Here is a 24,654-nt window from a genome sequence, read left to right as displayed (position 1 = left end):
TTACTCCCTTGCATAATTTTTTAAAATAACAGTTTGCCATTTTTTATAACATGCTCAACTATATTTACACCAGTTAGATAAACTAAAAAACGATAATCCGGTTTGTTTAAAAGCAGAATATCTGCCTTTTTACCTATTTCCAGGCTGCCTGCCGTTTCAGCCTCATCAACAGCTGCCGCAGCATTCAGCGTTATAGCCGTAACAGTCTCATTAATACTCATCTTCATGCTTATAACAGCAAGTGCCAGTAAAAGCGGTGCTGCATATGAATAACAGCTGCCCGGATTATAGTCGCTTGCCAGTGCTACAGCACATCCTGCATCTATCATGCGGCGAGCCGGGGCAAAGTCTTTTCGCATACAAAATGCCGTGATTGGCAAAAGTACTGCCACTGTGTTGCTTACTGACAGCTTTTCAATATCAGTACTCGATACAGCCAATAAATGATCGGCACTAATTGCTCCGACCTGCACAGCAAGTCCGGCGCCACCAGTGGATACTATCTCATCAGCATGTATTTTTGACTTTAATCCCATTTGCTGGGCAGCCAGCAGCAGTTTCTTGGACTGCTTTACAGTAAATACACCTTTTTCACAAAAGACATCGCAAAATTGTGCAAGATTATCTTTTGCAACTTCCGGTAAAACTTTTTCAATTAAAAAATCTATAAACTCATCTGCATTACCGGCAAATTCTGGTGGAACAGCATGTGCTCCGAGAAATGTTGTTTTTAATGATACTGGTAAAGTTTCATTCATTTTTTTCATAGCGCGCAGCATCTTTAATTCTGTATCATGATCAAGCCCATAGCCGCTTTTTCCTTCTATCATGGTGAAACCCTGTTTTATCATATTTTCCAGTGTTTTTTTACCGGCAGCATACATTTCATCTTCCGTCATAGCACGTGTAGCCTTCATCGTGCTGACAATTCCACCGCCCCTTTTCAAAAGCTCCATATACGGTACACCTTCCAGCCGTGAAATAAATTCATCAGCACGAGTGCCGCCAAACAAAAAATGCGTATGCGGATCAATAAAACCTGGTACAGCGCATTTTCCTTTACCATCAATTATTTTCATTTCAGCTGCAGGTTTTAATCTGTGCACTATCGCCTGAGTATTACCAACTGCTTGTATTATTCCATCTTCGCAATAAATGGCTCCATCATGATAAAACTTTATGTCTTCCATTTTCTTGCCTTTCAAAGCCGACTTTCCTATAGGTGTTGCAATCTGTGACAAGTTTTTTATCAGCAAACGTTCCATTTTATCACCTTGTTCTTTCAGTTCACTAAGTCATCAGGTCTTTCACCGCGCAGCATTTTTATAGCATTATATGCTGTACGTTCCTTCAATTCTTTATAAGATTCAGCCGATATGTAGCATATATGCGGTGTTACTGTGATATTTCCTGTATTAAAAATTTGTTCCCTGCCTGTCGGTGGTTCAACATTTACAACATCAATAATAGCTCCTGCAATGGTTTTGTTTTCTACTGCTTCAATAAGTTCTGCTTCATTAAGTACCTTTCCACGGGCGGTGTTTATAAGATAAGCTGTCGGTTTCATCATGGAAAAATATTTCTTCGTTATAAGATTGGTTGTTTTTTCATTACATATTATATGTATACTTGCAAAATCTGCTTGTTTAAATCCATCTTCCAAACATACCGGCATAACGTGCATTTCCTGCATTTTTTCTTCCGGTACAAAAGGATCATAAGCTATTACCTTCATCCCCATTGACAATGCTTTTTGTGCCACGCCTCTGCCGACCAGACCAAATCCTGCTACAAACAGCGTCCGCTGCGAAATTCTGTGAAAAATTACATTTTTTACTGCCTGTGCTCCCCACATTCCTGCTTTAATATTATCCTTATAACCATTTAATGGTTTACATATACTGTATATTGCCGCCATAACGTAATCTGCTATATCTTCTATACAATAACCATGAACATTGGTAACACCTATTCCTCTGGCACGCGCTGCTGCGATATCAACTCTGTCATAACCGCCTCCATAAACGGCTATTCCTTTGCAGCATTCCAATTTATTTATTATCTGTGCAGAAAAATCAACGTATATCTGAGCTAAAATAATATCAGCGTACCGGCCGAACTCTTCCAAATCCTTTTCATTGTCATAAGTTGAATATCTTATTTCACAGCCCGGTAATTCTCTTTTTAAAACGGTAGTTTCATATTCATATTCCGGCCATTCTTCATCAATTATCCAAATTTTTACAGGTTTCATGCAAATATCCCTTTCATATTCTAGTTAAAATACCATTATCTGCATCCAGCTCTGCCATATCTCCGTTATGCAGCTCCTTGTAAAAATCACCACTCATTTTATTTACCATCGGCGCTTTAAGAATGATTGCGCTTGCAGCCAAAGTGGTATCAGCATTTACAACTATCATTGCCGCTGGATTCATGCCGGTCATTTTCAATTGATACATACCATCGGCCTGTACTACAGAACTTCCTTTACCATATGGGAATACGAGAATTTTTCCGGCAATAGACTGTCCATAAAGGCAGTGTTCTTTTTCTATAATTTTACCTGTCTTCGGATCTATCAGATAAAAACATAATCCATCTTTAGAAAACAATAATTCACCTTTAACTTTACCACCGGATATTTTATGGCATTTATACTGCTTATCCATATCAATACTCCCCTTTCAATGCTGCAATGACACTGTCTTTTAATGGTGCTATCACAAACTGCATATCACGCCTTTTAGTATAATAAGCACATTTTGGTGAATCAGTTATTCCCTTTTTGCCATAAAGGAATTTCCAGCAGGGCTGATCCATACAGGTATCCTCTACTATTTCACCACCGGCAGCCCTTATGATATCCATATATCCCATCTTTTGTGCCAGACTGTGTGTCAAGGAAGAAGTCATTATAAAAAGCGGTACAGCGAGTTTTTTGCCATTCACCAGATCAGCTACCGTGCTTACCTGATCAATTGTAAAATGTGGACAACCATAAAGAGCAAAATCTATTTTGCCTTTCTTATCAGAAATTTCTTCCCGCATAGCCTTTAAATCATCATCAGTAATAACCACTTCATGCTGCGGTGCCTTTCCTTGAAATGCTTCTTCCATAGTTAATGCTTCCGGCGTAAACCCCAGTATATGATAAAGCGCTACATTTCCTCCAGTATTAAGCTGTGCACCAAGATTCATCAAAGCTTCTTTGCTTGGATTTTTCAATCCTTCAAATACAGGTATGTCAAATCCGATCTTTTTAGGTGCGAAATACCCCAGCATTTGATAGGCAAAATCATCTTCCATATCTGCTTCTACATGGACCAATACCTGTCCGGCACGATTTTCCTTGAGCAAATAACCATAATATGGTGTAACACCAGTTACAGCGCTGCATAAGGCACTTTGTGCTGATTCTCTATTGGTGCGAGCTCCATAAACAGAATTAACAAATGGTGTGGCACTTGATTCCGAAAAAGAAATTATTTCACCAAAGCGGGGTACATTTTTTTCTAAATATGGCGTACAGTCATAAGTCATTACCGCACCGAGCTTATTATAAGCGGCATGTGTACGCATCACGATTTCTTCATCTTCTTTTTCTATAGTTGTTATTTCCTGAAACTGCTTTAAATTGAAGCTCGGATTTACGGTGGGACGAATGCAGCATTTTGCCCCGCCTTTTACCAGTTTTTCTGCAAACCATAAATCAGCTTCCTGATTGCTGAGGGCAACATGAGTACGCGTCACCGGCACCATTTTGGGTGCATCATAAGCCTCACCTATGGCTGCCAATATTTCCATTGCCAGCTGCGTTCCCTGCCCATAATCACCATTTAGCATTTTCTGTTCTTCTTCTGTCAGGTACATCTATAATCTCCCCTATTATATATTTAGTCTTGTTCCAAATGATGCATTGTTGCCGATATAAGTTCAAGCACTTTGCTCTCAACTATATTGACAAGCTGATTATTTATCACGGTTGTTCTGCCGTTAACTGCCACCCGGCCAATCGCAGTAGGCTGCATAGAATAAACCATGTTTGGTAGAAACTGATGACCTTTTTCCGTTAACGGCTGCATAGAAAAGTCCTTTACTGATATACCGACAAAATCAGCTTTATAGCCTGGTATTATTTTACCGACAGGAATATCTAGTACAATTCCTCCATTTTGTGTTCCCATTTTAAAAGAGTCCTCGTAATTTACACAAAGTGCATTGCAGGTTTTTGCCTTCTGCAATATGGAAACCATGCGCATTTCTTCGAATACGCTGATACGATTATTACCACAGGCACCATCGCTGCCCAAGGCAATCGGTACGCCATTTTTCATATAAGCTGGTATATCAGTGATCCCATCAGCCAAAAACATATTGCTGGATGGACAGTATATAAGATGTGCTCCCTTTTGCCCCATTGTTTTTATTTCAGTATTATTGAGCCATACACCATGAATTATTGACATATGCTCATCAACTACTCCCAATGAATCCAAATAAGCAAGTGGTGTCATACCATGTTCCCTTTTGACCTGTTCCACTTCAAACATTTCCTCTGCCACATGAATATGATATGGCGTACCATATTCCTGTGCCAGCTTATGCCCAGCCATTATCATTTCCGGTGAAGCTGCATGAAGGCTATGTGGTGCCGGTATTACTTTTACCATGCCGCCGGAATATTTTTTCATCAAGATTTCAGTACGTTTCCTAGCTATTTTTACATTTTCTACATAACCTGAAGGTGCTCCGCTCCAATCATACATAGTACTGGCAACAACCAGCCGTATACCGGCATCCTTTGCCGCTTGAATTACCGCTTCATCACTCTGGCTGCCAAACTGATGCAGATAAAAAAAATCTGACACGGTAGTAACACCGCATTTCATCATTTCAGTAAAAGCAAATAAAGCTCCTGTATAGATATCGTCGAGACGCATTCGCGGCGAAAACTTGTAAAGAGAATTATCCCGCCATTCTAAAAAAGGTCTGTCAGCAGCTATACCTCTCAATAGACTCTGAAAGCTATGATTATGAGCATTAACACTCCCCGGGACAATTATAAGCTCTCCCCAGTCCTCTATGTCTGCATCTGAATATTCCTGCTGCAACTCTTCAAATAGGCCTATTTTCTTGATATCACCTGTATCCATATTCACAGCAACAGCTCTTTTATTTTTTAGAATATTATCATTAAAAATTGCTGACGCTTTTATTATTTTTACCGTCATATTATTTTAACTCCCTATCCAAGATCAATAATGTATCAAGATAAACCTGTGCTGCTATTTCAATTTCCTGTGATGCTGTATATTCTTCCGGACAATGGCTGTATCCTTTCACACTTTGTACAAACAGCATTGCTGTCTTAGTAAGGCGTGCCATATTAGCCGCATCATGCCCAGCCATACTCACAAGCTGTATTGACTGCTGTTCTTCAAGTTCTGATGCCCGTAAAACAGCATTTATCACTTCCTTATCCATAGGCATTTCCGACTGATCAAGATTAAGTTCACGTATAATTTTTACACCGCGCCTATCAGTTATTTCTTTTACCTTTTCTGTCAATATTGCCAATGCCTGTCTTTTTCTCCCGGGATAAGCAGTTCTCATATCTATTGTGAATTTTGCTTCACCAGGTATTATATTAGAAGCATTTGGCTTTATTTGTATACGTCCAACTGTAACAGATACATCATTCAATCGTTTCATTATAGCCTCAATGGCAAGACACAATTCCGAGGCTGCGCACAATGCATCGCGTCTGTCCTGCAAATGAGTCGTTCCAGCATGATTAGCCTCACCTTTTACCGTTATTATTTCACGATATATGCCTGTGATACAGTTTACGGCAGCAACAGCCTTTTCCATCTTGTACAAACATTGCCCTTGTTCAATATGCATTTCCAAAAAAGCTGTCATCATACCTGGCACAAGCTTAGCCTCATCTATTCTCTGACTGCTGCCGCCAAGCTCATCAATAGTTTCCGTTAAAGTTTTTCCTGTATTCTTATCACTCAATAAATCTATATTCTTTTTAGTCAAGCGTCCGCACAATACTTTACTTCCTAGAGTTGATACAGAAAAGCTATTTGGTTCTTCACCTGTGAAAGAAATAATTTCCAACGGATGCTGCGTTGCAATATTATTTTCTTTTATCGTCTGAATAGCCTCCATTGCTATCAAAACACCTAATGCACCATCAAATCTGCCCCCATTAGGAACGCTATCGTGATGCGAACCAAAAACAATAGGCCTGTTTTTTAAATGCTGTCCATAGCTTCCCCAAATATTGGCAATAGCATCCACTGTAACATTGAGCCTCATTTCATTATTCCATATATTCTTCAGCCATTTTCTTGTATCTTTATCAGCCTGGCTGCCAAGCTGACGGTCAATTCCACCTGTTTTCTTATTCAATCCAAACTGTGACATTTCTTCTAAACGATATAGAAGTCTCTCTTTATTAATTGAGACAGTTCTTTTTTTCATCTGTTCTATCACAAGCATCATCCTCTGTTAAAATATATATCTCATTGCTAAATCGTTTCATTCACAAATGTTTTATAATGAAAATATCATTCAATAAATAATAAAAAAAAAGCACTCTATTCCCTTTTGAATAAAGCGCCGTTGCTTCTTATTGATATATCATATTATAAATTTCTATTAAATAAATGTCAATAGTAAACTTTATTTTGCAGTTCTATCTTCTCTATTTTATCCATGCGCATAGAAATTCCCGGTATTTTCTTTGCTGCATCCCGTAATAATATATTGAAAAAAATCATAGGTGTACTGTAAATATCAAAGATTGACGATACCGTAAGCGGTACACATACCGCAGCATCACTACATTCTATCAACGGAGAAAATTCACTATCAGTAATGCCATATATATGAAACCCTTTTTCTTTAAGCCGTTGACATTTTTCAACAAGTACACGCGGATAGCGCGGAAACATAACTGCCATTATATTTACTTTTTCAGGATCCATAAGTTCTACTGTATCCCATTGCGGCGTCGACGGCTTATATTCATAAACCATATTTCTCATTTTGTTCAATATATACCGTACATACGGAACAATAGTAGCCGACATTCTGGCTGACATTAAAATCAACTGTCTGTCAGAAGCTATCATATCAACTATTTTTTTGTAATTATCTGTTTCCATTATGCTGCCAAGCTTTTCCATATTAGCTAATTCATTGTCAAAAATTGAATGCATATATTTATCTTTTACACCATGCTTTTCAGTGAATTGAAGCCTCTTAGGAGCTGTTAATTCCTTACTTACTATATTCTGCAGATTCTGCAAAAAGTCATTATATCCTCTGTACCCTAAAGCCATAAAAAATCTTGATATACTGCCTTGGCTCACCCCAACCTGCTCCGCCAATTCATTTGTAGTCATGAATACTATCTGCAGATAATTATCATTTATATACATAGCAATCTTTTTATAGGTCGGAGATGTATCTGCAATAAGCTTAAGCATATTTGTCAGCTGCCCAAAGGTCTCAATATTCTTTCCCATATGTGTTTCCCTTAATAATATAATAATTAATTTTCATTGATTAATACTCAAGACATTATGCAAAACACAGCACTTACCTGCAGCCATTATTTCAATCAACGCTTATGGACTTAATGCCTGCATAAATGTTACCAATTAATTTTAAATACTACCATCTTTGACTGCATATCCAGTCTTATAATTTTTCCCGCAGAAAAATCATCAAGATGCATCATATGTAAAGCCTGAAGTGTATAACTGCTGCCATCTTGTGTTATTACCTTGTATTCACCTTTATATACATATAAAAAACACTCATCTGCATCACCATACAGATCGAATTGCCCTGCCTCATTAAGAAAAAGCTTTGCTTTATTATATGAACCGTGCTTAAGCATGACATTAAAGTCCTCACAACATCCATAGCTCATAGTTTTATCGCCGCCGCTGAAATAATATGCCTCAAAAGGTTTCAATATGACCTTTTCCTGCTTATTATGCTCGAGTTCTATCTTTTTATTAAGACTCATCAAAATACGGTCTATATTCTTCAAATCAGTAAATTCGGATACTGGTGTTTTTACAGTTGCTGAACTTAGCCGCAATTTAAAATTTCTTTTATTATACTCAGCGTTTTCCGGAAATATATACATCTGCGTAGTGGTTCCGCCGCTCCAATCAGTGACAGTATAGTTCTCTTTTAAAAACACCTCAACAGCCATCTATAATATCGCCCTTCTTTTAAAAATAAAAAGGCACTTACCCTTCTGATAAGCACCATTGCTCAGCATCAGTATAAAATTAACCGTCCAAAATGTCAAGATGGTTTATTATTAACAAATGTGCGAATATCTAATGATCTGTATCTCATATTCACCGTTACAATCTCACAAAACAGTGAGATTCATATTGACAACTCATATGCATCTTTTTATTACTAATAAAATTCTCTTTACTAAATTACTTAAACAAAAAATGCCTGAGTTATTATAAGATACCCCAAGCATTTCTATATTACAAGTATTACTTTCACTAAAATTAAATATTTGCTATCTTTTCAACATATTCATGTGCCTTTAATGCATATTCCAATGGGTTTGCAACAGCCGGATCTTGTTCGGCTTCTACTAATGCCCATCCACTATAATTGTTTTTATTTAAGATATCAAATATTGGTCTAAAATCAATGTCTCCATCACCGGGAACAGTAAACATTCCCATTCTTACACCTTTTAAGAAACTTAAATTTTCATTTTTTACTTTTTCAACAATACCTTTACGGACATCTTTTAGGTGCACATGTTTAATTCTACCAATATATTTATCCAATACACGTAAATGATCTTCACCTGAACAAACCAAATATTAATTAATAACAGGTGATATAAATGGTAAACATTGGTATTATTGGTATAGGACGAATCGGACGTGTTCACGGTGAAAGCATCACAAAATTTGTTAAAAATGCAAAGATCAAAGCTGTCGCAGATCCTTTTTTAAATGATAATAGCAAACAATGGGCAGCTTCCCTAGATATTGAGAACACTTATATCGATTACAAAAAAATCTTGGCTGATCCAGATATTGATGCCGTTCTTATATGTTCCTCAACGGATACTCACTCATCAATATCTATAGAAGCAATTAAATCTGGTAAACATGTATTTTGCGAAAAACCTATAGACCATGACGTAAAAAAAATAAAAGAAGTTTTGGATGTAGTAAAAACTTCCGGATTAAAGTATCAAGTCGGATTCAATCGTCGTTTTGATCATAATTTCAAGGCTGTAAAAGATGCCGTTACTGCTGGTAAAATAGGCAGACAGCAAATAATAAAAATAACCTCCCGCGATCCACAAGCTCCCCCTATAGAATACATAAAAGTATCCGGTGGTATTTTTCTTGATATGACTATACATGATTTTGACATGGTGCGTTATCTGTCTGGCAGCGAAGTAGAAGAAGTATTTGCTATTGGTTCTGTGACTGTTAATCCTGAGATTGGCAAAGCTGGTGACATAGATACCGCAGTGATAACAATGAAGCTAGCCAATGGTGCAACCGCCATAATAGATAACTGTCGTCAAGCTGCTTATGGTTATGATCAACGAGCCGAAGTATTTGGCACCAAAGGTGCTGTTTCAATAAATAATGATAGTAATTCTACCGCTGTAATTAGTGATAAAGATGGCGTTACAGGTGAAAAACCAATGTATTTTTTCCTTGAACGTTATATGATGGCCTACGCCGCTGAAATCAATTCTTTTGTCGATTCAATCAGCAATAACACCCCAACCACCGTGAATGCCAACGACGGATTACAGCCTGTACTCATCGGTCTTGCTGCCAAAAGATCTGTTGAGGAAAACAGACCTGTCACAATAGCTGAAATAAAAAAAGCCTTCAATCTGTCTATTGACTGACTATAATATAGATACTCACTATTTTATTTAATAAATTCCAATATAAATACCCCTTTATTGTTAGTTCTGCACAGCAAAAAAGCTTTTGTACCAAAATCGTACAAAAGCTTTTTTTGCTGTTTATCTCAATAATCAAGTCACATTTTTAATCTAAATGGTACGGTTACCACGATAACATTTTCCTTGTGTATCAACAAAGTCCGTAAAATCAAACCGGTCTGATTGTGTAAAAGACGATGCCACCATTTATTCGTCTGTACTTCAGGAATTAATACCGTAACATAATCTTCCGGATTTTTATCAACAAGCACCTTTTTAATAAAATCCAGCAACGGTTGTATAACCATCCGATAAGGTGATTTGATTGTAACAATACCAATCTCAGGATCTTGTATATGCCAGACTTTTTTCACATATTCAGCATTTTGCTCATCTGCCGCAATATGCACAGCTATGACTTCATCACCAATTTTTCTGGCATAACGCATGGCTTCTATAACACTTCGTGTCGGATAAGATATCGGCAGTATTACATAGTTTTTAGCAATAGGTGAACTTATATACCTAAATTTTTCACCGGGTTTAAGTGCCAGTTCTTTACCCATTTCCGTATAATGCGAATTAATCTTCTTAAAGCAATATATCGTCGCCGGAATAAAAATAAGAACGATCCACGCCCCATAAAAAAATTTAGTCACCGCTATAATAACAACAACAATACCCGTTATTACAGCACCAAAAGCATTTATAGCCGCCCGCCAATGCCAATGCTGTATCTTATTTCTCGACCAATATACCACCATACCGGACTGGGCAATTGTAAAGGAAAGGAAAACACCTATTGCATACAAGGAAATCAAATGTTCCGTATTTCCATTAAATGCAATAAGTAATACAGCTGTTGCTAAACTGAGCAATATTATGCCATTGGAAAAGTTCAAACGTTCACCGCGTTGTCCCAAATAGCGCGGCAGATAACCATCTTTGGCAATTATTGACATAAGCGGCGGAAGTCCGTTATAAGCGGTATTAGCCGCCAAAAATAATATCAACATCGTTGCCAGCTGAAAAAAATAATAAAAATATCCCCGGCCTACCGTCATTTCCGCAATCTGAGACAACATCGTTATATCGGGATTAGGCATGACATGATAATGTAATACCAAAAATGAAATTCCCACCATCATCGTTGCCAATAAGCCCGACATATAATATGTCGTATGAATGGCATTTTCATATGCAGGTTCTTTGAACATTGGCACACCATTGGCTATTGCTTCCAAGCCGGTCATGGAACTGCACCCATTGGCAAAAGCCCGCAATATCAGGAAAAATATCATCATATTCATTGGCTGACGCTGCATAGACACTTCCGGTACAACCGGTGCCGTACCAGTCAAAGCCTGAACCACACCAACCAATATTATCGCTAACATACTGCCGACAAATAAATATGTTGGCAGCACAAAAAATTTAGCAGATTCACTTACCCCACGCAAATTAATAATAGTAAGGACGCCAAACAAAACAAACAAATCCAAAGCAATCTTATAATCACCTAAAAAAGGAAAAGCCGAAGTAAGTGCAGCTGTCCCGGATGTTATACTAACAGCTACAGTGAGCACATAATCAGTAAACAATGCAGCACCTGCCACTAAAGCCGGTCCCTCTCCCAGATTTTCCCTGGCAACCGAATAAGAACCGCCGCCGCCCGGATTTGCTCTAGCCACTTGTGTATAAGAAATAGTTACTACTGCCAGTAGTATTACTATCGGAATAAGTGAATAAAGATAGTAACCATAAGTTACCATACCAGATAATGCCAATACGACAGCTATCTGTTCCGGGCCATAACTTACAGACGACAACGCATCTGATGAAAATATTGCCAAGGCTTTCCACTTTGGCAGACGCTGATAAAGGGCCTCTTCATTTTTGAGCGGACGCCCTATCAGCAGTCTTCTTATTCTGCTAAACACCGCAAAGTCCTCCAGTACACTAATTACATATTAAGATTGTATAAATTCAGCCTATTTACTATAATATACATTACTGTTTTATGCAATATAATATCCTTATAAAATTAAGATTAAATTAAAAATTTATAAAGATTGTATAAATATGATTCTAGCACATTTGATAATAAAATGTATACTATTGATAAAATTTCTCTAAACTTTCCCTTTTTGAATATATTACTATTAGAGGGAATTTTCTTTTTATACAGAATTATTATAATAATAAATTATACTAGGAGGCTGGAATTATGACGGAATTCAGCAGTGTTCAATTGAGAAACATCAGTGTAGTAGGACATAGCAAATGCGGTAAAACATCTATAGTCGAAAATTGCCTCTACAAATCAGGTTCGATCAACCGTATTGGTAAAACCGCTGATGGCAGTTCTGTTCTTGACTATGAACCGGAAGAAATAAAACACAAAATGACTATCAATACCACATTGGCTGCCTGTGAATGGCATGGTTATAAAATAAATTTTCTCGACACACCCGGTTATCCTGACTTTACAGCACAGGTTCAGTCAGCGATGTCTGTTTCCGAAGCGGCTTTAATCATTGTTTCAGCATCCTCCGGCGTGGAAGTTGAAACAGATAAAGCCTGGCAGTATGCCGAAAAAATCTCCCTGCCACGTGCAATTTTTATAAATAAGCTTGACCGTGATAATGTTGATTTCAATAATATAATAGATGAATTGCGCATACACTTTGGTAAAGGAGTTGTCCCTATACAGCTGCCCATTGGGCAGGCAAACAGTTTTCATGGTGTAGCTGATCTTATAACTATGAATACAAAAGTGCTGATTAAAAATCAGACCCAGATTTATAAAATACCGGACTATATGCAGTCGACCGTGACAGATGCCCGGCATATACTGATTGAATCATTGGCTGAATTTAATGATGAACTTTTGGAAAAATACCTGAATGGAGAAGAAATAAGTGAAACCGAAACGGCAGCAGCCCTTATCGAAGGCATTGTAACCGGAAAAATTTTCCCGGTATTATGTGGCTCGGCAGAAAAAGGCATCGGCTTCAGGCAGCTTTTAAATAGTATTATAGAATACCTACCGACACCTTATTTCAGGACATCTGTCGGCAGCAACCCCTTTACTAATAGTCTTGAGGAACGCAATACAGAAGATGCTTTTTCTGCTGTCATATTCAAAACTGTCGTTGATCAATTTATCGGTCGAACCAGCTATATAAAGATATTATCCGGTAGTATGCGGGAAAATAGCACATTATACAATTCGTCATCACAAAAAACTGAACGTATTGGCACTATCTGTACTGCCTGCGGTAAAAACATCCTGCCGATAAAAAGAGTATCTGCCGGGGATATAATTACTGTGACTAAACTCCAGTCCAGTAAAACCGGTGACACGCTCTGCTATGAAGAGACACCCATCTGTTATGAAAAACCAGATTATCCTGAACCAATGCTAAAGCTGGCTATAACCGCCAAAGATAAGACAGATGAGGATAAAATCAGTCCCGCTTTATCCCGATTGATTGACGAGGAACCATCATTAAAACTTGAAAAAGACAACAGAACCGGAGAATTATGTATAAGCGGCATCGGAGAACTTCATCTTGATATTGCTCTGGAAAAACTCCAGCGTAAATTTGGCGTATCAGCTTATCTTACTGAGCCGGCTGTTGCTTATCGCGAAACCATTAAGACTGCCGCTAAAGCTGAAGGTAAATACAAAAAACAAAGCGGCGGTCATGGTCAGTATGGTGATGTCTGGCTGGAAATATCTCCCTTGGAACGTGGCTGCGGCATACAATTCACCGAAACAATTTTTGGCGGAGCTGTCCCCCGTCAATACATTCCCGCCGTTGAAAAAGGTATCAGAGAAACATTAGCAAAAGGATTATTTTCCAACTATCCAATGACTGATATAAAAACAAATCTTACCGATGGTTCTTATCACACTGTCGATTCATCAGAAATGGCTTTTAAGACGGCCGCCGGATTGGCCTTGAAAAAGGCTGTTTCAGAAGCATCACCAACAATACTGGAACCATATTGTTCCATAAAAATAACAGTTCCTGAATACTATATAGGTACGGTTATCGGTGGCTTGAACACCAAGAGAGGTCGTATTCTCAATACAAGCAGCCCTGCCCATGATATCAGCATCATTGAAGCTCAAGTACCTGAAGCTGAACTTATAAAATATGCTACGGAACTTCGCTCACAGACACAGGGAAGAGGCAGCTACAGCATAGATTTTTCTCACTATGAAGAAGTCCCCGATAAAATTCGTGACAAATTACTGAAAAAATAACCGCAAAATAGATTTCAAAATCAGTGCTGTTACGCTATACTAAAAATAGTACTGATTTTTTTATTTCGAGGGATGTAATATGGCTACTGTACCAAAATTAAACACACTTCATTTGGTGGAAAAAACACCATTCAAAGTCGTTGCCCCATATCAACCTACAGGTGACCAGCCTGCAGCGATAAAAGATCTTGCCGCCGGCATTGAAAACGGACAGACTGCCCAGGTCCTGCTTGGCGCCACAGGTACCGGCAAGACCTTTACCATTGCCAAAGTTATTGAAAAAGTACAAAAACCGACTCTGGTAATAGCTCACAACAAAACTCTGGCAGCGCAGCTTGCCAGCGAGTTCAAGGAATTTTTCCCCAACAATGCTGTAGAATATTTTGTAAGTTATTATGATTACTATCAGCCGGAAGCTTATATTGCCCAGACTGATACCTATATTGCCAAAGATTCTTCGATCAACGATGAGATTGATAAACTGCGCCATTCAGCCACTTGTTCATTATTTGAACGGCGTGATGTCATAATTGTGGCCAGCGTATCCTGTATTTATGGTTTAGGTTCACCGGAACAATATTATGAATTGGTGTTATCGGTACGCCGTGGTGAAGACTATCCCCGCGACGCCATGCTGCGCAAGCTGGTGCAAATACAATATGAAAGAAATGATATCAACTTTGTCCGTGGTAAATTCCGTGTACACGGCGATATAATTGAAGTCTACCCGGCCGGTTATCAAGATCGCGCCGTTCGTATTGAATTGTTTGGTGATGAAGTGGATCGCATAAGTGAATTTGATCCACTGACCGGTGAGATACTCGGTGAACGCAAAAGCATAACAATTTTTCCCGCTTCACACTATGTCACTTCACCGGAAAACATGGACAGAGCCGTAAAAACTATAGAAGAAGAACTAAATGAGCAACTCAAATATCTTACAAGTGAAGGCAAACTGCTGGAAGCTCAAAGGCTCAAGCAGCGCACTAATTATGATTTGGAAATCATGCAGGAAATGGGGTACTGCTCCGGTATCGAAAACTATTCACGTCATTTGACCGGACGTAAAAAAGGCGAATCACCTTACACCCTTTTAGACTACTTTCCTGATGACTTTCTTATTGTCATCGATGAATCTCATGTCACACTACCTCAGTTGCGCGCAATGTATGCCGGTGACCGTTCCCGCAAGGTTTCTCTAGTCGATAACGGATTTCGTCTGCCGTCTGCCTTCGACAACCGACCATTGCGTTTTGAAGAATTTGTAGAAAGAATCAATCAAATAATTTATGTATCAGCTACACCGGCACCATATGAACTTTCACAAGCCAGTCAGATAGTTGAACAAATTATTCGTCCCACTGGTCTGCTAGACCCCAAAATCGAAATACGACCGCTGGAAGGTCAAATGGATGATCTGCTAAGTGAAATAAAAATCCGTATGGATAAAAAAGAACGTGTGCTGATTACCACTTTGACTAAAAAAATGGCCGAAAATCTGACAGATTATTTAAAGGAAATGGGCATAAAAGTCCGTTATCTTCATTCTGATATTGCCACTATTGAACGCGCTGAAATAATAAGGGATTTGCGCCTGGGCGTTTTCGATGTGCTCATCGGCATAAATTTATTGCGCGAGGGTCTTGATATGCCGGAAGTTTCGCTGGTAGCCATTCTTGACGCCGATAAAGAAGGCTTTTTACGCTCAGAAACTTCCTTGGTTCAAACTATTGGCCGGGCAGCTCGCAATTCACACGGCACAGTAATCATGTATGCTGATCGCATCACTGATTCCATGCAAAAAGCCATTGATGAAACAGATCGCCGCCGTGAAATTCAAGATAAATACAATAAAAAATATGGTATCATCCCCAAGACCATTCAAAAAAAAGTTAAAAATCTCATCGAAACAACAATGGTTGCAGAAAATAATTCACAATATAAACCCGGACGGAAGAAATTAAAAATGACTGCCAAGGAAAAGCAAAAACTGCTCAACACCCTTACCAAAGAAATGCAGGCAGCTTCACGGGCCTTAGAATTTGAAAAAGCAGCCGAACTGCGTGACGTAATTTTCGAACTGCAAAACGAAAAAAACAGCAAAAAGAAAAACACACCCTCGCAAACTGCCTGAATTTATGCCATTTATAACTCTATAGACAAACCATCAATTATTTTGACTCAGTCAGGAGGAATGTAGAACGACTTTATTGCAACTAAAATATATCGTAACCGTCGCTGCCGTGGGAACTATCAGTAAAGCCGCCAAACAGCTTTATATTACCCAGCCCAGCCTCACAGCTGCTATAAAAGAACTGGAAAATGAGCTGGGTATTACTATCTTCGTCCGTACCAATAAAGGTGTTATACTTTCGACTGACGGTGAAGAATTTCTTGGTTACGCCCGTCAGGTTATCGAACAAACCGACTTAATAGAAGAAAAATATTTTGGCATCACACCAACAAAGCATCAATTTTGTATATCCACCCAGCATTATTCTTTTGCCGTAGAAGCATTTGTTACACTGCTGAAAAATCATGGCGGTGAAGAATATGATTTTCGTATCCGGGAGACTCAGACTTATGAGATTATTGAAGATGTTGCTAAATTGCACAGCGAAGTAGGTATTTTATATCTTAACAAATTCAATGAAACTGTCCTTCGCAAAACTCTGCGGGAAAATGATTTGACTTTTCAACGGCTTTTTATTGCCAAACCTCATGTGTTTGTCAGCACTTTTAGTCCGCTTGCCGGCCAACACACCGTATCACTTGAAGATCTTGCTCCCTACCCTCGTTTATCTTACGAGCAGGGTACACATAATTCTTTTTATTTTTCAGAGGAAATTCTAAGTACCCGGGACAGCAAAAAAGATATTATGGTTTCTGACCGCGCTACTTTATTCAATCTACTCATTGGACTCAATGGTTATACGATCTGCAGCGGAGTTATCAGTGAAGAATTAAATGGAAAAAATATCTTGGCTTTACCACTCACTGTTGATGACTATATGGAAATAGGCTATATCACTCACACAAAAGTACGTCCAGGTCGTTTTGCCCAATTGTATATCAATGCCTTAAAACATTATGCTGCAGAGTTATCAGAGAAATAAAACTGCTAATGTAAATGGTTTATTTTCATTTAATAAAGCTAATTTAAATTAATTTATTACTAAATAACGGTTGTTATAGATTCAAGCTATAGCAAACCGTTATTTTTTTATATTTTACGTTAAACGATCATTGCGCTATTCTATATACAAATAAAACATTAATTTGGAGATGAACTTATGCAATATTCAGTAGTCGGGTTTCCGCGAATCGGCGCCCAAAGGGAGCTAAAATTTACTGTCGAAAAATACTTTCGCAACGAAATCAATACAGATGAACTTTTACAAACTACGGCTAAACTCAGGGCAAAGCAATGGAAACTCCAGCAAACCGCTGGTGCTGCTTTCATTCCTTCTAATGATTTTTCCCTGTATGACGGCATGCTGGATACTTCTTTTATGCTCAACGCCATTCCACAGCGTTATCTTGATTTGAATCTTGATGATACCGCTGCATATTTTGCCATGGCCCGCGGTTACCAGGGTCACCACGGTGATGTTAAAGCGACTGCCATGAAAAAATGGTTCAATACCAATTACCACTACATGGTACCGGAACTTGATGACACAACCAATATCCTGCTCCGTTCTGATCACTTTCTCGACGGTTTTCATCAGGCACAATCTCTTGGTATTAATACCAAACCGGTAATAATCGGTCCGTTTACTTTTCTGAAACTTGCCAGCTTTACCGGTCATAAAAACATTGCAGATTATGTGGATTCGATAAAAACCGCTTACAATAACATCTTAAAGAGCTGTGCAACAAACAAAGTTGACTGGCTGCAAATTGATGAACCATATCTTGTAATGGATTTGACTGCAAATGATATAGCACTGTTTACCGATATGTATCAATTTATATTAGAAAAAAAAGGAACTGTTAAAGTCTTACTGCAAACTTACTTTGGTGACGTGCGTGACTGCTGCCGTCAGCTATATAATCTGCAATTTGACGGAATCGGACTCGATTTTCTTGAAGGAAAGGAAACTACTCGATTAACAACTAATTTCCCTGATGATAAAATTCTATTTGCCGGTCTGATAAATGGCAAAAACATCTGGAGATGCAACTATAATTCAGTTTTATCGCAGCTGAAAAATTTAAAAGCCCATTGCCGTAAAATTATTCTCAGCACTTCCTGTTCATTACTCCATGTTCCCTATACAGTAACCAATGAGCCTCAGCTCGCACCGGAAATCACACGCTGTTTTTCCTTCGCCTATGAAAAACTTGAAGAATTGCGGGAAATATGCCGGCTGACCGAATTACCTGACTACCAAAACGACCCCGCTTACCAGCAAAATTGCCAGCTGTTTCAATCCACTGAGCTGCGTATAGACAAGACAGTACAAGAAAAAGTTGCTGCCTTGACCAATGATGATTTCACCCGCGCAATGCCGCGGAAAAAACGTCAGGCACTGCAAAGAAAAATCTTAAATCTGCCATTGCTGCCTACAACCACTATCGGTTCATTTCCTCAGACCAAGGCTGTAAAACAAAATCGCTCCCAATACCGTCACGGTGTAATTAATGAAACACAATATCGCAGTACTGCCAAACATTTTATTAAAGATTGTATCAAATTCCAGGAAGAAATTGGCCTTGATGTACTTGTTCATGGTGAATTTGAACGTGATGATATGGTCGAATTTTTTGGAGAAAATCTCAAGGGTTACGTGTTTACCACCAATGCCTGGGTACAGTCTTATGGTACTCGCGGACTTAAACCACCAATTATCTTTGGTGATATCAAAAGAGAAAAATCAATTACTACCGATTATATCAAATACGCTGCTTCACTAACTGATAAAGATGTTAAAGGCATGCTGACCGGTCCGGTTACTATCTTAAACTGGTCATTTCCCCGTGAAGATATTTCCACAAGGGAAATGATGTATCAAATAGGTCTTGCTATTCGGGAAGAAGTACTGGAATTGGAACAGGCCGGTATCCGCATCATTCAGATTGACGAAGCCGCTCTGCGGGAAAAATTACCACTGCGCCATGCCGACTGGCACAGTGATTACCTTGATTTTGCCATCAAAGCCTTCCGCCTTTGCCATGCCAAAGTAAAACCCACGACCCAGATTCACACTCATATGTGCTATAGTGAATTTGAAGATATCATCCCTGAAATAGATGCCATGGATGCCGACGTGATTACTTTTGAAGCCTCACGTTCCAAGCTTACGATACTGACAGCACTGCAAAATAATCACTTTGAAACTGAAGTTGGTCCTGGTGTATATGATATTCATTCACCACGTGTTCCATCCGTCACCGAAATTGAGGCAGCTATTCATCTGATGCTGCAAAAAATTCCTCAAGAAAACTTATGGATAAACCCTGACTGCGGTCTAAAAACCCGCGGTAAAACAGAAACTGCAGCCAGTCTTAAAAACCTTGTCCAGGCTGCCAAAAACGTACGCACACAATTAACCAAGGGAGATAAAAACTTATGAATAAATTACAGGTACCATTTCGCTATGATTATGTAGGCAGTTTCTTACGTCCTGCCGCTTTAAAGCAGGCGCGGGAAGATTATAAAAACAAAAAAATAACGCAAAATCAGCTAACTGAAATAGAAAACAAAGAAATCACTGCGCTGATCACCAAACAAAAAGCAGCCGGCTATCATGTGATTACTGATGGTGAATTCCGCAGAAGTTACTGGCATCTTGATTTTATGTGGGGATTTAATGGTATTGATGCCATTGAACTTAACCATGGCTATTTTTTTCATGATGAAGAAACTACTCCGGGTTCTATCAGACTAACCGGAAAAATTGACGGAAAAAATCACCCTTTCGTCGAACACTTTAAGTTCGTTAAACAATTTGAAGATGAAAACACCGTTGCAAAACAGACATTACCGGCTCCGGCCCAGTTGCTGGCTGAACTGTTTCGTGAAGACAATGCGGCTTATACCAAAAGCATTTATCCCAATCTGGAGAATCTAATCCAAGATATCGTCCAAGCTTACCATACCGTATTGCATGATCTTTTTACCGCTGGCTGCCACAATGTCCAGTTTGATGATTGCACCTGGGGAATGTTTTGTGACACAAAATATTGGTCAGCCAGGCAAAACAGCAATATTTCTCTTGAAAACGAAGCAAAAAAATACCTGCGTATCAACAATTTAGTAATCAATGGCAAACCACAAGGTTTAACGCTTACAACCCATGTGTGCCGCGGAAATTACCACTCCACCTGGGCTAGCTCCGGTGGTTATGCACCAATTGCGCCATTTTTGTTTGCCAACGAAGACGCTGCTGCTTTCTATCTTGAATTTGACGACGAACGTTCCGGTAATTTTGAACCTTTACAGTATGTACCGGCAAACAAAAAAGTCGTGCTTGGCCTGATTACCACAAAATCTCCCCAACTGGAAGATAAAGCTTCCGTTATTGCCCGCATCCATGAAGCAGAAAAATACATTCCATTAGATAGGCTTTACCTAAGCCCACAGTGTGGCTTTGCTTCCTGTGAAATCGGCAATCAGCTGACCGAAGCTGAACAATGGGCGAAACTCGCTTTAGTAAAACAAATAGCCGAAACAGTTTGGTAAAACACCAAGTGATATATTGGCAGTATCTATACAAAACCGTATGCAGCCCGCGTATTGACTGCATACGGTTTTGTCTTTTATCTATAGCTATATCCGCGCTCATTAGTACTTCATAAAAAGAAACTGTCACACCTAAGCATTTTTATTCATAAATTGCAATTTCACTTTCTTTATCCGCCAAAAGTATAGAAAAATACAATTACATCTTCATGAGATCAATGCTGTCATTCGACAGTCCCTTTTCATTATATCAATTTACTTCTTAACCTGTACTTTATTCACCTAATACTATTACTTTACACTTACGTGCTCTGGCCCTTGTCCTGTCAAAATCAACAAAATAAACATATCCCGTTGGTCCTGCTCCGAATTCACCATCGTCAACATCAAATATTTGACTGGAACCAAGCAATGTAGCCTTTAAATGTGCATCACAATTCAATAATGCTCTACGGTCTCCATTCGGTAAATATTTTTCGGCATCGGGCCATGCTTCCACTGCCTGATAATGTTTTTCACCAGGATAATTATACTGACCTTGTGCTACATTATCCGGAATTATTTTTTTGCATTTGTTCCAAGATCCTAATTTAAGTTCTATTTTCAGTAACTTGAACTTTTATTTTCAGTTTTTATCAATATATACTGGAAAAAATATATTATTTAATATATACTATTCCTATAATAAATTTATTGCTATTTTACATTAAATATATCAATATAAACACCTTCATTTTGCATATATTTGCTGTGACTATTTCGTAAATACAGGAGTTGACCATTTTGCCGGATTCACTAAAAATAAAAGGTGCCCGTGCTCACAATTTAAAAAATATTAACGTTTCCATTCCCCGTGACAAATTTGTAGTCATTACCGGTCTGTCCGGTTCGGGAAAATCCTCCTTGGCTTTTGATACTATCTATGCCGAAGGACAAAGGCGCTATGTGGAATCCTTATCTTCTTACGCCCGGCAATTTCTCGGGCAAATGGATAAACCGGATGTCGATTATATTGAAGGACTTTCTCCAGCCATATCTATCGATCAAAAGACCACCAGCCGTAATCCCCGTTCAACAGTTGGGACCGTCACTGAAATTTACGATTATCTCCGCTTATTGTTTGCCCGTGCAGGAAAACCGCACTGTCCAAAATGCGGCAAACCTATTTCACAGCAGACTGTAGATCAAATTCTTGACAGTATTTTAAAACTGCCGGAAAAAACAAAACTATTAATAATGGCGCAAGTTATCCGCGGTAAAAAGGGTGAGCATAAAAAACTGCTGGAAAATATTCGCCGTCAAGGCTATGTCCGCGTGCGTATTGACGGTGATATCATGGACATCAACGATGAAATCAATTTGGAAAAAAACAAAAAACATACGATAGAAGTAATTGTTGACCGTTTAGTAGTAAGGGAAGGCATTGAATCCCGCTTGGCCGATTCCATTGAAACTGCGCTTGACCTCGGCAATGATATTGTTTATGTCCAAATAATCGATGGTGAACTTTTAATGTTTAGTCAAAATTTTGCCTGCATTGATTGCGGCATCAGTCTGCCAGAAATCGCACCACGCCTGTTTTCCTTTAACAGTCCCTATGGTGCCTGCCCTGAATGTGACGGACTGGGCAGTAAACAAGAATTTGACATCGATCTTGTCCTGCCTGACAAAAGCCTGACATTTGCACAAGGTGTATTTGCTCCGCTGTCAAAAAATCCGGCATCTTATGCCATGTGTCAAATTGATGCCGTATTAAAAGCATATAAATACACGCTTGATACTCCTTGGAACAAAGTAAAATCTAATGTTCAAAAAATTCTCTTGTATGGCAGCATTGACGAAACCTTTCACTTTTTTTACGAAAACATGTTTGGTGAAGAAAAGGAATACAATACGGCTTTCGAAGGCGTAATGCCGCTTCTGGCACGTCGTTATAGAGAAACCGGCTCAGACATAATGCGTGAAGGATACGAGGCTTATATGAGTACGACACCTTGTCCCGTATGCGGCGGTGCCCGTCTTAAACCGGAAGCGCTGGCAATAACTATCGGTGAAAAAAATATTAATGAAGTCACCAATATGACCATTGCTGAGGCAGATAAATTTTTCCGCCTGCTAAAGCTGGACAAACGCCAATTACTCATTGCCGCACAAATATTGAAAGAAATAAATGCCCGTCTGGGATTTCTTCTTAACGTCGGCTTGGATTACCTTACCTTAAGCCGTGCTGCCGGAACTCTGTCCGGCGGCGAAGCTCAACGAATAAGGCTTGCCACACAAATAGGTTCTGGTCTCACCGGTGTCTTATATATACTTGATGAACCCAGCATCGGACTGCATCAGCGCGACAACAACCGTCTGCTGTCTACATTAAAACATCTGCGGGATCTCGGTAATACTCTTATTGTTGTTGAACATGATGAAGACACAATGTATGCTGCTGACGACATCATTGACATTGGCCCGGCTGCGGGCGCTCACGGTGGTGAAGTGATTGCCCAGGGAACAGCAGATGAAATAAAAAAAATCCCCGCATCCATAACGGGGCAATACTTAAGCCGCAAAAGATTCATTCCGGTACCGTTGCAACGCCGTAAGGGAAATGGAAACTACATTGAAGTAGTCGGCGCTGCTGAAAACAATCTCAAAAATATTAATGTAAAATTTCCTCTTGGTGTTCTGACTGTCGTCACCGGCGTATCCGGGTCCGGCAAATCAACGTTAGTAAACGAAATACTATACAAGGGACTTGCCGCGCATTTTTACAGCAGCAAGGGAAAACCCGGTAAACATAAAATTATAAAGGGTATCGACAATATCGATAAAATAATCAATATTGACCAATCACCAATCGGACGTACACCACGCTCCAATCCCGCTACTTATACTGGTATTTTTGATACCATACGTGAAGTTTTCAGCCAAACAAACGAAGCTAAAATACGCGGTTATAAACCGGGCAGATTTAGTTTCAACGTCAAAGGCGGACGTTGTGAATCCTGCCATGGTGATGGTATCATAAAAATTGAAATGCATTTTCTTCCTGATGTATATGTCCCCTGCGAAGTATGCAAAGGCGCACGCTACAATCGTGAAACCCTTGAAGTCAAATATAAGGGAAAGAACATTGCCGATGTACTGCACATGGTAGTCGACGAGGCTGTTGATTTCTTTCAAAATATTCCTAAACTAGCCAGACAGCTAAAAACTCTTCAGGATGTTGGGCTCGGTTATATCCAGCTTGGACAACCGGCCACAACATTATCAGGCGGTGAAGCTCAGCGAATAAAATTATCTACTGAATTATCCAAACGCAGTACCGGCCGTACACTTTATATTCTCGATGAACCCACTACAGGCCTTCATACAGCAGATATCCACAAATTAATGAATGTGCTGCAGCGACTTGTTGACAACGGTGATACAGTCATTATCATTGAGCATAATCTTGATGTAATAAAAACAGCTGATTACATTATCGATCTTGGTCCGGAAGGCGGCGACAAAGGCGGTACAGTAGTCGCCAAGGGAACACCCGAACAAATAGTAAAAATAAAACGGTCCTACACCGGACAATTTCTTGCATCTGTCCTGAAAGAAGGCATCACCCTTACAAAAAAAGCTCTTACTGACCATCAAAAGATTTGATTTCATACAAAAAAATCATTCATCGGCAACTGGCATCTCAACAATAAGCATCATATC

General features: G+C 39.1%; 18 protein-coding genes. 7 read left to right on the top strand and 11 right to left on the bottom strand.

What is annotated here, in order from left to right:
- Positions 1–20 precede the first annotated feature (20 nt).
- The 9 genes from hutI to I6751_RS11225 form a co-directional block, all read right to left on the bottom strand.
- The gene (gene hutI / locus I6751_RS11265; RefSeq protein WP_196590298.1) at positions 21–1,265 is read right to left on the bottom strand and encodes an imidazolonepropionase; all 1,245 of its coding nucleotides are present in this window, start codon (positions 1,263–1,265) and stop codon (positions 21–23) included.
- Positions 1,266–1,282: 17 nt separating this feature from the next.
- Positions 1,283–2,254: a C-terminal binding protein gene (locus I6751_RS11260; RefSeq protein ID WP_196590297.1), complete on the bottom strand. Its 972-nt coding sequence runs from the start codon at positions 2,252–2,254 to the stop codon at positions 1,283–1,285.
- Positions 2,255–2,267: 13 nt separating this feature from the next.
- Positions 2,268–2,672, bottom strand: a complete 405-nt coding sequence (locus I6751_RS11255; RefSeq protein WP_182185947.1) for an aconitase X swivel domain-containing protein — start codon at positions 2,670–2,672, stop codon at positions 2,268–2,270.
- 1 nt (position 2,673) lies between these two features.
- Positions 2,674–3,873: an aconitase X catalytic domain-containing protein gene (locus I6751_RS11250; RefSeq protein ID WP_196590296.1), complete on the bottom strand. Its 1,200-nt coding sequence runs from the start codon at positions 3,871–3,873 to the stop codon at positions 2,674–2,676.
- A gap of 23 nt (positions 3,874–3,896) precedes the next feature.
- Positions 3,897–5,234: an amidohydrolase family protein gene (locus tag I6751_RS11245; protein WP_231037776.1), complete on the bottom strand. Its 1,338-nt coding sequence runs from the start codon at positions 5,232–5,234 to the stop codon at positions 3,897–3,899.
- A 1-nt stretch (position 5,235) separates the two neighbouring features.
- Positions 5,236–6,507, bottom strand: a complete 1,272-nt coding sequence (locus tag I6751_RS11240; RefSeq protein WP_196590295.1) for a Zn-dependent hydrolase — start codon at positions 6,505–6,507, stop codon at positions 5,236–5,238.
- Between the two features lie 176 nt (positions 6,508–6,683).
- Positions 6,684–7,544 (bottom strand): MurR/RpiR family transcriptional regulator, encoded by an 861-nt coding sequence (locus I6751_RS11235; RefSeq protein WP_196590294.1) that lies wholly within the window; start codon positions 7,542–7,544, stop codon positions 6,684–6,686.
- Between the two features lie 128 nt (positions 7,545–7,672).
- Complete coding sequence (locus I6751_RS11230; RefSeq protein WP_196590293.1) at positions 7,673–8,245, bottom strand: HutD/Ves family protein; 573 nt, start codon at positions 8,243–8,245, stop codon at positions 7,673–7,675.
- Between the two features lie 316 nt (positions 8,246–8,561).
- On the bottom strand, positions 8,562–8,852 hold the full coding sequence (locus tag I6751_RS11225; protein WP_231037775.1) for a TIM barrel protein: 291 nt from the start codon (positions 8,850–8,852) through the stop codon (positions 8,562–8,564).
- A 59-nt stretch (positions 8,853–8,911) separates the two neighbouring features.
- Here I6751_RS11225 and iolG point away from each other — a divergent pair, with 59 nt between their 5' ends.
- Entirely contained in the window at positions 8,912–9,946 is a 1,035-nt protein-coding gene (gene iolG, locus I6751_RS11220) for an inositol 2-dehydrogenase (protein ID WP_196590292.1), read from the top strand.
- Between the two features lie 137 nt (positions 9,947–10,083).
- Here the strand turns inward: iolG and I6751_RS11215 are convergent, their stop codons facing one another.
- The gene (locus I6751_RS11215; RefSeq protein WP_196590291.1) at positions 10,084–11,925 is read right to left on the bottom strand and encodes an APC family permease; all 1,842 of its coding nucleotides are present in this window, start codon (positions 11,923–11,925) and stop codon (positions 10,084–10,086) included.
- 287 nt (positions 11,926–12,212) lie between these two features.
- Between I6751_RS11215 and fusA the strand changes: the two genes are divergently transcribed.
- From fusA to I6751_RS11190, 5 genes are all read left to right on the top strand, one after another.
- Complete coding sequence (gene fusA, locus I6751_RS11210) at positions 12,213–14,261, top strand: elongation factor G (protein ID WP_196590290.1); 2,049 nt, start codon at positions 12,213–12,215, stop codon at positions 14,259–14,261.
- 79 nt (positions 14,262–14,340) lie between these two features.
- Positions 14,341–16,395, top strand: coding sequence for an excinuclease ABC subunit UvrB (gene uvrB / locus I6751_RS11205; RefSeq protein ID WP_196590289.1), 2,055 nt, complete (start codon positions 14,341–14,343; stop codon positions 16,393–16,395).
- A gap of 76 nt (positions 16,396–16,471) precedes the next feature.
- Positions 16,472–17,377 (top strand): LysR family transcriptional regulator, encoded by a 906-nt coding sequence (locus tag I6751_RS11200; RefSeq protein WP_182185981.1) that lies wholly within the window; start codon positions 16,472–16,474, stop codon positions 17,375–17,377.
- A gap of 177 nt (positions 17,378–17,554) precedes the next feature.
- Complete coding sequence (metE, locus tag I6751_RS11195; protein ID WP_196590288.1) at positions 17,555–19,840, top strand: 5-methyltetrahydropteroyltriglutamate--homocysteine S-methyltransferase; 2,286 nt, start codon at positions 17,555–17,557, stop codon at positions 19,838–19,840.
- Complete coding sequence (locus I6751_RS11190) at positions 19,837–20,949, top strand: 5-methyltetrahydropteroyltriglutamate--homocysteine S-methyltransferase (RefSeq protein ID WP_196590287.1); 1,113 nt, start codon at positions 19,837–19,839, stop codon at positions 20,947–20,949. The genes metE and I6751_RS11190 overlap by 4 nt, the downstream gene beginning before the upstream one ends.
- 274 nt (positions 20,950–21,223) lie before the next feature.
- Here I6751_RS11190 and I6751_RS11185 read toward each other — a convergent pair whose 3' ends face one another.
- The gene (locus I6751_RS11185; RefSeq protein WP_330998168.1) at positions 21,224–21,448 is read right to left on the bottom strand and encodes a YjbQ family protein; all 225 of its coding nucleotides are present in this window, start codon (positions 21,446–21,448) and stop codon (positions 21,224–21,226) included.
- 284 nt (positions 21,449–21,732) lie between these two features.
- Between I6751_RS11185 and uvrA the strand changes: the two genes are divergently transcribed.
- The gene (gene uvrA / locus I6751_RS11180; protein WP_196590286.1) at positions 21,733–24,597 is read left to right on the top strand and encodes an excinuclease ABC subunit UvrA; all 2,865 of its coding nucleotides are present in this window, start codon (positions 21,733–21,735) and stop codon (positions 24,595–24,597) included.
- The last annotated feature ends 57 nt before the right edge of the window (positions 24,598–24,654 follow it).

The sequence above is a fragment of the Pectinatus frisingensis genome, from assembly GCF_015732285.1.
In the GTDB taxonomy this organism is placed as follows: domain Bacteria; phylum Bacillota; class Negativicutes; order Selenomonadales; family Selenomonadaceae; genus Pectinatus; species Pectinatus frisingensis.
Note: the sequence above shows the minus strand (reverse complement) of the source record. Positions and strands in the feature narration are given on the sequence as shown.

Bases quoted from the DNA above. Each gene is read 5' to 3' on its own strand.
- hutI (WP_196590298.1), bottom strand. From the start codon at position 1,265: ATGGAACGTTTGCTGATAAAAAACTTGTCACAGATTGCAACACCTATA.
- I6751_RS11260 (WP_196590297.1), bottom strand. From the start codon at position 2,254: ATGAAACCTGTAAAAATTTGGATAATTGATGAAGAATGGCCGGAATAT.
- I6751_RS11255 (WP_182185947.1), bottom strand. From the start codon at position 2,672: ATGGATAAGCAGTATAAATGCCATAAAATATCCGGTGGTAAAGTTAAA.
- I6751_RS11250 (WP_196590296.1), bottom strand. From the start codon at position 3,873: ATGTACCTGACAGAAGAAGAACAGAAAATGCTAAATGGTGATTATGGG.
- I6751_RS11245 (WP_231037776.1), bottom strand. From the start codon at position 5,234: ATGACGGTAAAAATAATAAAAGCGTCAGCAATTTTTAATGATAATATT.
- I6751_RS11235 (WP_196590294.1), bottom strand. From the start codon at position 7,544: ATGGGAAAGAATATTGAGACCTTTGGGCAGCTGACAAATATGCTTAAG.
- I6751_RS11230 (WP_196590293.1), bottom strand. From the start codon at position 8,245: ATGGCTGTTGAGGTGTTTTTAAAAGAGAACTATACTGTCACTGATTGG.
- iolG (WP_196590292.1), top strand. From the start codon at position 8,912: ATGGTAAACATTGGTATTATTGGTATAGGACGAATCGGACGTGTTCAC.
- fusA (WP_196590290.1), top strand. From the start codon at position 12,213: ATGACGGAATTCAGCAGTGTTCAATTGAGAAACATCAGTGTAGTAGGA.
- uvrB (WP_196590289.1), top strand. From the start codon at position 14,341: ATGGCTACTGTACCAAAATTAAACACACTTCATTTGGTGGAAAAAACA.
- metE (WP_196590288.1), top strand. From the start codon at position 17,555: ATGCAATATTCAGTAGTCGGGTTTCCGCGAATCGGCGCCCAAAGGGAG.
- I6751_RS11190 (WP_196590287.1), top strand. From the start codon at position 19,837: ATGAATAAATTACAGGTACCATTTCGCTATGATTATGTAGGCAGTTTC.